The sequence below is a fragment of the Methyloglobulus sp. genome, from assembly GCF_046714055.1.
In the GTDB taxonomy this organism is placed as follows: domain Bacteria; phylum Pseudomonadota; class Gammaproteobacteria; order Methylococcales; family Methylomonadaceae; genus Methyloglobulus.
The window spans coordinates 15,718-28,044 of sequence record NZ_JBKKBJ010000063.1; the positions used below are offsets into that span (position 1 = coordinate 15,718).

At 47.1% G+C, this 12,327-nt stretch carries 15 protein-coding genes; 3 read left to right on the forward strand and 12 right to left on the reverse strand.

Annotated elements, in window-relative coordinates; translation table 11 throughout:
• Positions 1–143 precede the first annotated feature (143 nt).
• Positions 144–1,118 (reverse strand): phosphogluconate dehydrogenase (NAD(+)-dependent, decarboxylating), encoded by a 975-nt coding sequence (gene gnd / locus ACLQ6D_RS03840; protein WP_411725968.1) that lies wholly within the window; start codon positions 1,116–1,118, stop codon positions 144–146.
• A 212-nt stretch (positions 1,119–1,330) separates the two neighbouring features.
• On the opposite strand from gnd, the gene ACLQ6D_RS03845 reads away from it, so the two are divergent.
• Positions 1,331–2,281, forward strand: a complete 951-nt coding sequence (locus ACLQ6D_RS03845) for a D-hexose-6-phosphate mutarotase (RefSeq protein WP_411725969.1) — start codon at positions 1,331–1,333, stop codon at positions 2,279–2,281.
• Between the two features lie 79 nt (positions 2,282–2,360).
• Here ACLQ6D_RS03845 and ACLQ6D_RS03850 read toward each other — a convergent pair whose 3' ends face one another.
• From ACLQ6D_RS03850 to ACLQ6D_RS03875, 6 genes are all read right to left on the reverse strand, one after another.
• Positions 2,361–2,786 carry a desulfoferrodoxin family protein gene (locus ACLQ6D_RS03850; RefSeq protein ID WP_411725970.1) on the reverse strand — a complete coding sequence of 142 codons (426 nt, stop codon included), beginning with the start codon at positions 2,784–2,786 and terminating at the stop codon, positions 2,361–2,363.
• Positions 2,787–2,944: 158 nt separating this feature from the next.
• Positions 2,945–3,730 carry a hypothetical protein gene (locus tag ACLQ6D_RS03855; protein ID WP_411725971.1) on the reverse strand — a complete coding sequence of 262 codons (786 nt, stop codon included), beginning with the start codon at positions 3,728–3,730 and terminating at the stop codon, positions 2,945–2,947.
• Positions 3,731–3,793: 63 nt separating this feature from the next.
• On the reverse strand, positions 3,794–4,219 hold the full coding sequence (locus tag ACLQ6D_RS03860; protein WP_411725972.1) for a YqaA family protein: 426 nt from the start codon (positions 4,217–4,219) through the stop codon (positions 3,794–3,796).
• Between the two features lie 58 nt (positions 4,220–4,277).
• Positions 4,278–5,198, reverse strand: a complete 921-nt coding sequence (locus tag ACLQ6D_RS03865; RefSeq protein ID WP_411725973.1) for a copper oxidase — start codon at positions 5,196–5,198, stop codon at positions 4,278–4,280.
• 91 nt (positions 5,199–5,289) lie between these two features.
• Positions 5,290–5,880 carry a hypothetical protein gene (locus ACLQ6D_RS03870; RefSeq protein WP_411725974.1) on the reverse strand — a complete coding sequence of 197 codons (591 nt, stop codon included), beginning with the start codon at positions 5,878–5,880 and terminating at the stop codon, positions 5,290–5,292.
• 346 nt (positions 5,881–6,226) lie between these two features.
• Positions 6,227–6,796, reverse strand: coding sequence for a Smr/MutS family protein (locus tag ACLQ6D_RS03875; RefSeq protein ID WP_411725975.1), 570 nt, complete (start codon positions 6,794–6,796; stop codon positions 6,227–6,229).
• A gap of 74 nt (positions 6,797–6,870) precedes the next feature.
• Between ACLQ6D_RS03875 and surE the strand changes: the two genes are divergently transcribed.
• A complete protein-coding gene (surE, locus tag ACLQ6D_RS03880; protein ID WP_411725976.1) occupies positions 6,871–7,632 on the forward strand; it encodes a 5'/3'-nucleotidase SurE in 762 nt (253 codons plus the stop codon).
• Positions 7,629–8,288 carry a protein-L-isoaspartate(D-aspartate) O-methyltransferase gene (locus ACLQ6D_RS03885; protein ID WP_411725977.1) on the forward strand — a complete coding sequence of 220 codons (660 nt, stop codon included), beginning with the start codon at positions 7,629–7,631 and terminating at the stop codon, positions 8,286–8,288. Before surE ends, ACLQ6D_RS03885 begins: the two co-directional genes overlap by 4 nt.
• Positions 8,289–8,379: 91 nt before the next feature.
• Here ACLQ6D_RS03885 and ACLQ6D_RS03890 read toward each other — a convergent pair whose 3' ends face one another.
• From ACLQ6D_RS03890 to ACLQ6D_RS03910, 5 genes are all read right to left on the reverse strand, one after another.
• Positions 8,380–8,535, reverse strand: a complete 156-nt coding sequence (locus ACLQ6D_RS03890; RefSeq protein ID WP_411725978.1) for a hypothetical protein — start codon at positions 8,533–8,535, stop codon at positions 8,380–8,382.
• Positions 8,536–8,591: 56 nt separating this feature from the next.
• On the reverse strand, positions 8,592–9,026 hold the full coding sequence (locus ACLQ6D_RS03895) for a cupin domain-containing protein (RefSeq protein ID WP_411725979.1): 435 nt from the start codon (positions 9,024–9,026) through the stop codon (positions 8,592–8,594).
• 34 nt (positions 9,027–9,060) lie between these two features.
• Positions 9,061–10,242 carry a pyridoxal phosphate-dependent aminotransferase gene (locus tag ACLQ6D_RS03900; RefSeq protein ID WP_411725980.1) on the reverse strand — a complete coding sequence of 394 codons (1,182 nt, stop codon included), beginning with the start codon at positions 10,240–10,242 and terminating at the stop codon, positions 9,061–9,063.
• Between the two features lie 934 nt (positions 10,243–11,176).
• Positions 11,177–11,413 carry a hypothetical protein gene (locus ACLQ6D_RS03905; protein ID WP_411725981.1) on the reverse strand — a complete coding sequence of 79 codons (237 nt, stop codon included), beginning with the start codon at positions 11,411–11,413 and terminating at the stop codon, positions 11,177–11,179.
• A 102-nt stretch (positions 11,414–11,515) separates the two neighbouring features.
• A partial coding sequence (locus tag ACLQ6D_RS03910) for a hypothetical protein (RefSeq protein ID WP_411725982.1) occupies positions 11,516–12,327 on the reverse strand: 812 nt, incomplete at its 5' end.

Consider the following 12,327-nt stretch of genomic DNA (forward strand, 5'->3'; position numbering starts at 1 on the left):
CGATCTCCAAGGACGGAGGAAGTACCGTGTTGTAAGGAGCATTCGCGGCACGACCTCCAAGGACGGAGGAAGTGCCGCGTTGCAAGCCGCATTCGGTACGATAGCGAGGGAAAGTTTGCAATTTGTAGTCCTAAAGACTGACCTTATCCCTTTTCAACATGACCACCAAATTGCTTACGCATGGCGGAGATCATTTTGTCGGAAAAGGTATTTTGTTGGCGTGAGCGAAAACGGGAATACAGCGCTGCTGTTAACACGTGAGCCGGAACCGCTTCTTCAATTGCTGCTTGCACAGTCCAGCGGCCTTCACCGGAATCTTCTACATAACCCGAATAATTGGATAAATCGGGGTCTTCAACCAAGGCGGTCGCGGTTAAATCCAGCAGCCATGATTCGACCACACTGCCTCGCCGCCAGACTTCGGCGATTTCCGTAAGATCGAGATCATAACGGTAATCGTCAGGTAAGTTATCGGAATCGGCGTTACGCATAATGTCAAAACCTTCCGCATAGGCCATCATCATCCCGTATTCGATACCGTTATGGATCATTTTCACGAAATGGCCTGAGCCGACCGGGCCGCAATGCAAATAACCTTGGTCAGCCGTGCCGGGGTGATTGTCACGGCCTGGTGTTGGTTCTATATCGCCTTTGCCGGGCGCGAGCGTTTTAAATATGGGATCCAGCAATTGAACGGCCTGTTTCGGGCCGCCAACCATCAGGCAGTAACCCCTTGTTGCACCCCAAACACCGCCACTGGTGCCGACATCAATATAATGAATGCCCTTATCTGCAAGGGTTTTTGCCCGACGTACAGCATCTTTATAAAAGGAATTGCCACCATCAATGATAATGTCATTTTCATCCAGAAGCTCAGATAATGCCGCGACCGTTTTTTCGGTCAGGTCACCTGCGGGTACCATACACCAGATAATACGGGGGGGTTGCAGCATGGCGATAAGCTCTTCCAACGTAGAGGCACCTTGTGCTCCCGCATTTTTCAGGTTTTCCACGCTGGCACTATTGACATCAAAACCCACACAGCTATGGCCTCCAGCCATTAATCGCCTTACCATATTTGCGCCCATCTTACCTAACCCGATCATTCCTATCTGCATCTTTTCCTCTTTAGTTTAATGTTTAATTTGATTGCCTAATATTGGTGCAAAACATCAAAAGTTTGCACTGAAATAGTTATTTTTAGGCATTGAAAACGCATTTATTAATAACAAGTCCATATAAAAATTACAGCAATATCCATGCCGCTATTTTCTCATTAAATGCTTAACTTCGCTCAGGGAGCGCTGGATTTGTTAAGATGGATATTATCATGGCTGAATTATTGCCAGGTTATTACACAACCACTTCGAAGGTAAATATGGGTATTGATAAATTAAACATTATTTACGGCATTGCAGATCAACTAAAGTTTGTAGAGGGCGCGGGTGGATTGCCATTTATTGCCGTCCGCAATCAAAGTGCTACGGCCTTGATTTCCTTACATGGGGGACAAATACTTTCTTTTAAGCCTATCGATGAAGATGTCGATATGCTTTTTCTGGGCAGTAAGTCATCTTACGAAGATGGCAAAGCTATCCGGGGAGGGATTCCGGTTTGCTGGCCTTGGTTTGGGCCTGACCCTAAAGGGTTGCAGCGGCCTAATCATGGATTCGTCCGCAATCACTTGTGGACAGTCTTACATACGGTAGCGACAGATACTGAAACAAAGGTGAGCCTACAGTTCTTAGAAAGCTATAAAAAAGAAAAAACCTGGAAGCAGCCCTTTGCCCTCACACTTGAAATGACTGTCGGTAAAACCCTCGGCTTGAAATTAATGACCCGAAATACCGGTGATAAAGCGTTTTCGATCACTCAGGCATTTCACAGCTATTTTTATGTGGGTGATATCAATCAAATACAGATTTTGGGACTAGAGGGGTGTGATTATTTTGATAAACTGGATCAAGGTACACAAAAATCCGACATGGGTGCATTAGTCATCAATGAGGAAGTTGACCGTATTTATGTGGACGTCAAAAATCCGTTGGTTATTGATGACCTTGCTTTTAAACGCCGAATCCAAATTGCCTCCCCGAACAGTGCAACCGGTGTGGTATGGAATCCTTGGATAAAAACGTCAAAAAAAATCGCGGACTTAAAAAATCGGGATTATAAGCATTTTATCTGTGTGGAAACTGGCAATATAGCCTTTGACCTTATTAATATTCCACCAGGCGGCGAACACAGTTTGCTTTCAAATTTTAAAATCTTACAGGACTGAAAAGATGTCCAGACTTTGTCAGGCTTTACCGCTATCAAGCCTTAATTAGGAGTTACGCATTGACAGACAATGTAAACTTTTAAACATTCGCAGAATTCAACCAAAGATCATGTTTATTGCATAAACTAAGCGCATGGATAGACCCACTATAATTATCCAGGGGAAATGTTGATATTGCCGCTTTATCTTTGTCTGGGTTGAACAGGTGTTCGTCAAGGAACTTATAGTTTTGGTCTAGCAAGACATGTTTGACGATGTAGTGCTCGTAACCTATCATCTCGTGCGAGGTAACAACCCTTATCGTTATTTTGGTTCCTGCCTTCTCTATACCGATGCTGGGCAAATGCCCTGCGACCTTGTCTTTCCAACGGCCCGGCGACTCTTTGGTGTAATAAATATCGCTTACAGGCACCTGATTTACATTTTTTGCAAAAACCATTGTCGGTGTTATGACAGTTGCACTTAAACCGGCCACACCCCATCTGATAAAATCACGACGTTCCATAACTATTGCCTCTTGATTGATGGTTTCATCTCGATTTAGGACGAGATGTATTGCCCTGTAAATTGTTTTGCATACACAATCAGCTTGATAACAGAATATACAGATCCAGCCATCTGAATCGTTACAGTTACGCTACTGGTTTTTACTTGATATCCCGTTCAGTCGCTTCCTGCGCCTTGATAAGCATTTTTTCTGGATTTTGCTGATTTAACCCACTCATGGACATTTTTCAATCCATTCATTACTGGGACGGCTCCTCCCATGGCTACGGCATCTACCAGACAATACCAAGCCGCCACTCCGCTTGGAGGATTTCCTTGTGACCAGCCAAGAACTGGGTCTATGGCGGCCCATTTCCAGGTTCCAACAGCTGTCCCAATAAGCTCCAGCCATGTGGTAATGAAGAAAGCGGCAAGGTACACCAGCGGTGACCGCCCCTTAAAGAGATAGATCAAAAAAACAAAAAACAGCATGGCGCCGACTGCGTCGCCCTGGTCTGGAATGCCGCTAATCCCCCATAACGACCATACCCCGCACACTACTATCACGAAGATGGCAATTGCCTTTGCGTATCTTTGAAACAATCCCGAACGCGCCAAAGCAACAGCCGTTAAATAAACCATGCCATGACCGGGAGGGACATAAGCCGGTACGTTTCCAAACCGATAGGTATAGCCGCCCATGTAGGGTGAAGCGAAATGTTCGCCAATGGTAGCAAAAATGACAGCTATGCCTACCTGTATCCTGACCTCAGATCTTTCACCCAAGAGTAAACCAAGCAAAAAAATCCATCCGCAAACACCCAACGCATTTTGTTTTTCTATCGTCGCATGTGCGTCGCTCAGCAAACAGACTGCGACACAAAAAAAAGTGAATGCGGCAATGAAATAGTCCCGCTTTTTATGAGGATAGGACACGTTAATTTGGGGGAAATGACGTAACACAAAGGCCTTTAAAAATTGGACATACCAGTAAACCCACTCAACATTATGTGGATTATTCTCATATCAAAAAAACAACCATGCAATGACTAAATATCGGCAAAACTTACCTAACATGATGATTAAAAAAGCCGACAATAAAGGCAATTTTAGCCAGCCTCCGGCAAAACACAACGCATCGCCAACCACAGGTAACCATGAAAAAAACAGCGCCCATTGCCCTCTTGTTTTTACGACATTAAGCGCTTGTTGCTTGTCAGCCGATAAGAGTGTCGCAACCGGAAATTTTTTAGCCGCTAACACGCCCAACCCCCAAGTTGTCATGGCACCCAGGGTGTTACCCAAGGTTGCAGCAAAGACCAGGTTTTCGATGCGATAATTTCCTGTCGTTGCCATATATGCCAAAACGGCCTCAGAACCACCGGGGGCAATGGTCGAAGAGATAAAGGCACTTAAAAACAGTTCCCAGAGACCCGTGACTGTCTGCTGCACTTACCCTCCAAAAAAAAGCCCCGCAATTTTATTGCAGGGCCTTTTGTACTGGTTATATCTATTTACTTGGTAAAATTTTGTTTTTGGACGAAAAAATGAGGTTGAACAAGCGCAAAACCAAACCTTTGATAAATCCGATAAACACTTTGAGTAAATTAAAACTTTCGGACGCAGCCTCCGCAACACTCTTGCCCTGAAACTTTCTGCCTAGTGCAGCGGAAACAATCAAACCGACTGCCAAGCCAATGACGGTGGTACCTGAGACGAAAGAATCGACTTGAGGGGCAGCTTTATTACCCGTTTTTTTAGCAGCCTCTGCTAGCGCCAGCGATTCATTGGCGGCCGCTATCTCGGTTTCTGTAACCTTTGCCGCAGCGAAAACTTCTGCTGGCCCGGCGTTGTAATCATCGGGGACAACAAACGCAGTTACGCCTGGAATACTGGGCAAATCGCCGTCACCATCACCGACTTTTAACTGCGCCTTCATGCCTTTTTCCATGTGCTGGGCAATGTCACAGTGAATCAGATAAGTTTTGTCGCCGGGTGGCAGAATCAGCGTTCCGGAAATCTTTGCAGGCCCGGAAACTTCCAGGTGGAACATCCCTTTGGGGTACAGATATTTCGGCAAGCCGTGCATCATCCACTGATGGCGGATTTTATCTTCATTGACGAAGTGGACGGTGAGCTTAGTGCAAGGTTTGAAATTGAACTCCTGGGTATCAAAAGTATACATCCTACCGGGAAATTTCTCGGCATATTTATGCCCGGCATGGACAGTAACTTCCTTGGTTTCGGAAATACTGTCGCACCCCCCGGGTAACTTATCAGTATTCTGGCCCATAACCATACCGCCGGACATTTCCATTAAATGACCATCGCCATGATCCATGAGCATCTTGGTATGGTCTTCTATCTCTTCCGCCATTAATGTTGCAGTAAAGAAAATAGTCAATAGCCCAACCGATAAAATCTTCGTCATTACCTTACACCCCTCACCCTTTAATTGGCTTGGCGCAACCAGACCTGTGCCAGAAGCCCTACACCCCTTGTCGAACCTAACCCAAAGAAAACTAATCCTTAACCTTACCTATAACTTGATCGACTATTTTCCTAAACGGAGCACTGTACAGGTACAGAACGTACAAACCTCCTAAACCGAGCAACAGGTACATAATCAGGGTATAGTTTGACATGGCGGGGCCGCCGCCTGCCTTGAAGCTCATGTGGACATCCTTACGTTCACCTTGATCTGGAACCAAAGTGATATGAATCAGGTATTTGCCGGGTTCTGGTACGCCATTAGGCATCTTTAGCTCAACAGTGCCTTTTTTGTGTTTCGCTTTTTCAAGAAAAAACACCCTTGTGCCTTCGGGTTCTTTGGTGACTTCAAACTCAACGCTGTGGTTTTTATATCTTTCGTCTTGATAATCGAATACCAATATGGTCGCTTCTTTTTCACTAGGGAGATTGGCACAAAACTCTTGCGCAGGAAAAGCAGTGGGTTGATAAGCGGTGTAGTGTAGCCAATGGTCTGGCTCTAGCTCAAATTTACATTGGTCAGTGTCCGTTCCCTTGGCACCGCCGTGCGCCCACACCGATGCAGAAAAAAGCACCGCAAGGACAGTTAGCAAAATCTTTTTAAATAATTGTGACGTGTTCATAATACCTCGCACCTTCCAGTCTTATTATAATGAGTATGTTTTTCAAAAACATCAGCCCGTGTGCAAACAAAAGTTCACCAACACAAAATAACTGACATTTTCTGTTCGTCAATAGCGAGGCTGCACTCTAGCACATCAACCACGACAAATAAAGAACCCTAATCAAAGTATTAAACCATTACAAAACAATAAGCGCAGGTGGATGGGACACCAACCAGCTAAATTCAGAAAACTTGTATTGTTTTAGATCAATACACTCAGGTACTAAGCGGGTACGGTGCGGTATTTGGTACACTGACAGGTATTCAAGTTCAACAGTCGGTAGGTAACATTGGCGTAGTAAACCTCACTCGTCATACCCGTCGTATTTCGCTGGGTTGTCTTTTGACATCTTCAACAGTACGTACACCGCTCCAGTCCCCCCTTGCCTCGGCGATGCGGAACAGAAGGCCTGAACGTCCTTATGTTGCCTGAGCCACCGATTGAGGTGGTTTTTCAGGACAGGATGGGCATCGGAAGAGCGGTAGCCTTTGCCATGGATGACGTGGATACAGCGATAACCGGACTTTGTGCTGGCGTGCAAAAAGTGTAGCAACTGTTGTTTTGCAGCGTCGCTGTTAAACCCGTGTAAATCAATTTCAGCTTGCAGACCAAAAAACCCCTTACGTAATTTTGCGAGAACGCTGTTTTGTATGCCGGGTGCTGTAAAACTTAGGGGCTCTTCATGGCTGACATTGCTAATGTCCGGGTCAATGGCGCGGTGCCACTCGTCATTCAGGCCATAAGGTTGGGGTTTTGGATAAGGTTTGGGATTGGCTTGCCTTAATTGGACTTTGTCATTTTTTACAGCGCGTACGTTTCCTACGGACTGCCGAAACAGGTCACTGTCTTTTGGGCTAATGAATTTTTTTATCACGAAAGCTGGTTTTGTTGTCCAAAATTGATACTATTGTGAATTTTATAGCGTAATCTGCATCAAGGCGACGGTTAATGTACATTTTGTTAAGTAATGATGATGGCTACTTGGCTGAAGGGCTATCTGCATTAGCAAATGCATTAGGTCGGTACGCCGAAATAGCGGTGGTCGCTCCCGATAAGAACCGGAGCGCAGCGAGTAATTCGCTGACCTTGGAAATGCCTTTACGGGCTTCCTTAGGCGAGAATGGCTTTATCAAGGTCGATGGGACGCCGACGGATTGTGTGCATCTGGCGATAACAGGTTTGTTGGATAAAGAACCCGATATGGTGTTTGCGGGCATCAATCATGGCGGAAATCTAGGCGATGATGTGTTGTATTCCGGTACCGTAGCCGCCGCCACTGAAGGGCGGTTTTTAGGGTTGCCCGCTGTTGCCATTTCTTTGGCGGGAGGCAGCGAGCAAGTGACACATTTTGAGACAGCCGCGCATGTGGCGGTCACCTTATTGAAGCAGTTAATCGAAAAACCCTTGCCGCAAGACAGTATCCTTAACGTTAATGTGCCGGATATTGCCATTAAAGACTTGAAAGGCTATCAAGCGACGCGGCTTGGTCAACGGCATAAATCTGAGCCAGTTATTACGGGTAAAGATCCGCGTGGACGTATTTTGTATTGGGTAGGCCCGCCCGGTGCAGAACAGGATGCCGGGCCAGGGACTGATTTTTATGCGATTAGCACGGGTTATGTGTCAGTAACTCCGCTACAATTGGATTTAACTTGGTACGGACGTATCAATGAATTAAATGCATGGTTGCCAAAGGAGCACAATCTATGAACCCAAGCCTGCAAGGGATAGGCATGACATCGCGGCGAACCCGTGACCGTATGGTGAACCGTTTAATCGAGCTAGGCATACGTAACAAAAAGGTATTAGAAGTTATGCGGAATACACCACGCCATATCTTTGTTGACGAAGCACTAGCGAGCAGGGCATATGAAGATAACCCCTTGCCTATCGGTTATAACCAGACCATTTCCCAGCCTTACATTGTTGCCAGGATGACTGAGCTTTTGCTGAAAGCAGGGCGCTTGTCGAAGGTGCTTGAAATAGGCACGGGTTGTGGTTATCAAACCGCCATACTCGCGCAACTGGCCGATCACGTTTATTCCGTTGAGCGGATTCTGCCCTTGCAGAAGAAAGCAAAAGATCATTTGTGGGAGTTAAAAATTAAAAATGTCAGTTACATCCATAATGACGGCGGCTGGGGTTGGCCTGAATATGCACCGTTTGACGGTATTTTGGTCAGCGCTGCTCCGCCAGAAATCCCAGAGACCTTGTTGCAACAGATGGCTATGGGCGGTGTAATGGTGATACCTACTGGCGAAAGCGGCAGACAAGCGTTACAACGGGTGATACGCTCGGAAAAAGGGTATGAGGTTGAGGAATTGGATGCGGTAAGTTTTGTGCCTTTTTTGTCGGGAAAGGAATAAAAACACTTACGGATCTAATCAAGCCCTAAATCTTTCACAAAACGTGCCTCTGGTACAATGCGTTCAATGGGGATAGCAAACATTTTAGCAGTCATTTGTCGAAGCTAAAAAGCACTTCATCATATGGAAGAGGCAATGCTGATTTGGCGCGCAACTCATAAAGCAATTCTGCAAACTGAGCAACGGTTTCAGTTTTTGCAGCAAGCTGGTCTGGAACAGAAACATCGAAAAGTTTCTCGGCTTCCATAACTAACTCAACAGTATCCTAAGCCCATATTACCTTGTTATAAATAGCAATTGTTGTTAACGCGTTGGTGCCAACTCAAAAATAATCAATTCCGCCGTTTCCGTGGCTACGTTCTCAACCGCCATCAACTTCCCAGATTCCCAAAACACTTCGCCGATTGAATAGGTATTGACTTTACCGTCCTCAGTCACTTTCAACTTGCCTTTGACCACATAACGAGGCCCAGGGCCTTCATGCGTATGCCAAGGCGTTTTGAAAGCGGGCGGGAAGGTGACCCTTATCACTTTGGCATTAACGCTTTTGCTGGAGAGTTCGACCGGATTTTCCATCAGCGTAGTCCTGATTAGCCCTGGTTTTGGATCATCTGCAGAAACCGCTTCCACAACAAAAAATAATATCAGTATCAGCACGACTGCGATAAAAAATCGGGCAGGGCTTCTTATAAATTTATTCAAAAGGCTGTCTTTGGGATCAGGATTTTGTGGGTTCATCGTGATTTACTCCGATTGTTGCTGTCATAAGCTTTCAAATTGCATTCTTTATACGCTCAATAGCACTTTGCAGGTTTTCCATACTGGTCGCTATGGAAATTCTAATATGCCCTGGACTACCAAACGCTGAACCTGGCACAAGCGCAACCCCCGCTTTTTCGATCAAATACTCAGAAAATCCCAGGTCGTCCTCGATACCGCCCAGCCTTTCAATCAACTTTTGGACATTGGGGAACACATAAAAAGTTCCATCCGTTTCCAAACAGTCTATGCCGTCAATTTTATTAAGCTCTAAGACAACATAATCATGGCGTTTTTTAAACTCAATGCACATCCGGTCAATAAAACTTTGGTCGCCAGTCAAGGCCGTTTCAGCCGCGACTTGTGAGATAGAAGTCGGATTGGAGGTGCTTTGCGATTGGATGGTACACATCGCTTCAATCAAATCTGCCGGGCCTCCGGCATAGCCGATGCGCCAGCCGGTCATCGAGTAGGCTTTCGACACGCCATTCATCACCACCGTGCGGTCGTAAAGTCCAGGGTGAGCATTCAGGATATTCACAAACGTGCCTTTTTCCCAAAGGATGTGTTCATACATATCATCTGTGGCAATGATGATGTTTGGGAAATCCTTGAGGACATCACCCAACGCTTTTAACTCATCCAAGGAATAAGCAATACCCGACGGATTGGACGGGCTGTTGATAAAGATCAGGCGCGTTTTGTCGGTAATCGCCTTGCGTAGTTGCTCCGGCGTTATCTTAAACCGTTGTTCTTGCGTGGTTTCAATAATGACGGGAATGCCATCCGCCAGTAACACCATATCAGGATAAGAAACCCAGTAAGGTGCGGGAATAATGACTTCATCCCCAGGATTAAGCAGTGCTTGCGTCAAATTATAAGAACTTTGTTTGCCGCCGCAGGACACCAGGATTTGCTTAGGCGCGTAATCCAGGCCATTGTCGTTTTTGAACTTGGCAATGATCGCCTTTTTCAAACTGGGGGTACCATCTACCGCCGTGTATTTGGTAAAGCCGTTATCTAGTGCCTTAACAGCCGCCGCTTTGATATGGTCGGGCGTATCAAAATCGGGTTCGCCCGCACCCAGCCCGATAATGTCTTTACCTGCCGCACGCATGGCCGCAGCCCTGGCGGTAATCGCCAAAGTAGGTGAAGGTTTAACCGCTTTGACCCTGTTTGAAAGTGTAATGCTCATGTTCCGCCGTGATAATGCTGTGTTCTAGTGCGTTGCAATTATAACCTAGCTAAAGAGGATTCCTAAAAAATGTCAAGAATACGTTTAAAGTCAATAAGCGGATGGTTATAAGGTAAGCTTGTTGCAGTCTATTGGGGAGTTAACTACGTTTAACCTAAAAAAATCAGTTGAAGTATTCGTGATCAGATTTAAGCTAAGAACTTATCCATAAATAATATTCCCCTGGTTTTTCCAGTTGATTTTCCGCAAAACGATAACCGAAGCGGCCAGCATGAGCAGACCGAGATAGCTCCGTCCCATTTTTTCATAACCCACCAGGAGCTTCCTAAACCGTTTAAACCAGGCAAACTTCAACCACCGCGCCTAGCCTTGAAATCAGGACTCTTGTTTTTTTCTGCAAGCTCTTCGCCGTACGGCCGGACATGGCGGATATACGGCTGTGGCGGATAAATTGTGGAGGGTCAGCCGCACAACATGGTTGGTCTTGAATCTGCCTCTGGTGGTTGGGAGCGGGGTAACCCGCCGGATGTTTCTGCTATTTTTCAACCTCACGAAAACCCTGCGAACGGGGCAACATGCTCCGTCCGGCTGAAGATTTTTCCGTTTCGTGAAACTCCCCCTGCTAAGTGAGTTAATCCTATCTAAGTTGTTGATAATAGACAGCCAGTGCCTTAATTTCATTGCGCTTAGTTGCTGAACGTTTAGGTTTGGTTGTGATGCACAGCATTTTTCGCTCTAAAACTGTGCCAGTCTACAACAAGCGATGAACGGAAATTACTGATTAGCAAGATGCTTCAAGCAACCGACGTAGGGGCAGGTCTTGTGCCTGCCCTCAGGGCAACCACAAGGGATTGCCCCTACGACAATTGGCATCAAGCCGATATGACAAAGCCTGCTAATCAGGTGAGAATTTGATTTAGGTCAAAAAAAGGGTTTAACAGGCAGGATAGTTGGCAGCTAAAACCTCGATTCCGCAAACTTCATCGAGGCTACTTGCTGGATTCCGGCGACCCACCGGACGGGTTTGCAAAACCCGTCCCGCGAAGCCGGATTTATCGTAGGGTGGGCAAGCGTCTTTTTGCTTGCCCACCGATTGCGCCAGATTCCGCGTGGGCAAACGATAAAGCCGTTTGCCCACCCTACCGGGCTCGCGGCGGAAGCCGTTCGCCACCTCGGTAAGCCGGTCACACCCATTATTTGGTAGGTGGCGTCGGCCAAGCTGACGGCGTATGTGCTAGGGTCACTATCCACGAGATTTCGCCTTTCGACGATCTCACGGCTTCCGGCAGGTACCGTTGGCCACACCGGTGAAGCCGGTGACCAACGTGGCATTCGCGGTGCTGCCAGCATCGTTCTGAGCGATGATGAAGTTTTGCACGTCGGTGACACTCAAGCCGTTGCCGACGAAACGCTCCAACCTGAAGATTCCAATCGGGGGGTTGTTCGCGCCGGTGGTGCCGCGCTGGCGCACCTGGAAATCCCCGACGCCGCCCACGTCATTAGAAGTGTTCCCGGCGATGTCCAAGCACAGATCGCTGTCGTGACGCGACTCGATCCGCGTACCAAACACGGTTCCGAACGGGAACGCCGAGTTGTCGTCAGGGGTGCCGACATCGTTGTCTCTCAGTGTCAGGTCGAACAGCGCTTTTTCACCGCCGCTGGTCGTGTCAAAGGCAGCTTCCGCGAAGATTCCAGCGAAGTCCGTGTTGCGGATCACGTTGTTGATGATCGAGAGCACCATGTCCACGTCGCCGATGGCGTCTATCCCGATTCCGAAAGCGTCCCGCGAACCGGAGTCCGGAGTGCCGTTGCCGATCCGGTTGTTGTCTATTATGCCGCGCACGTCCCCGTTGTTGTTCGAGGTTGCAGACGCCGAGAAATTGATCACATTGCTGTCGTTCCCAATAAACGTGTTGCGCGAGACGTTGAAGGTCAGGTCGCCGCTCAACGAGTGCCCCAGGTCAACGGCGATGTTGCCGTTCGTGAACGAGGTGTCGCTGACAAGGGCGGTAATCAGTCCGCTACCCGTCTGGCTAACCTGAACTGCACTGGCCCGAACGGTGGTGAAGGCTGAATCGTCAATGG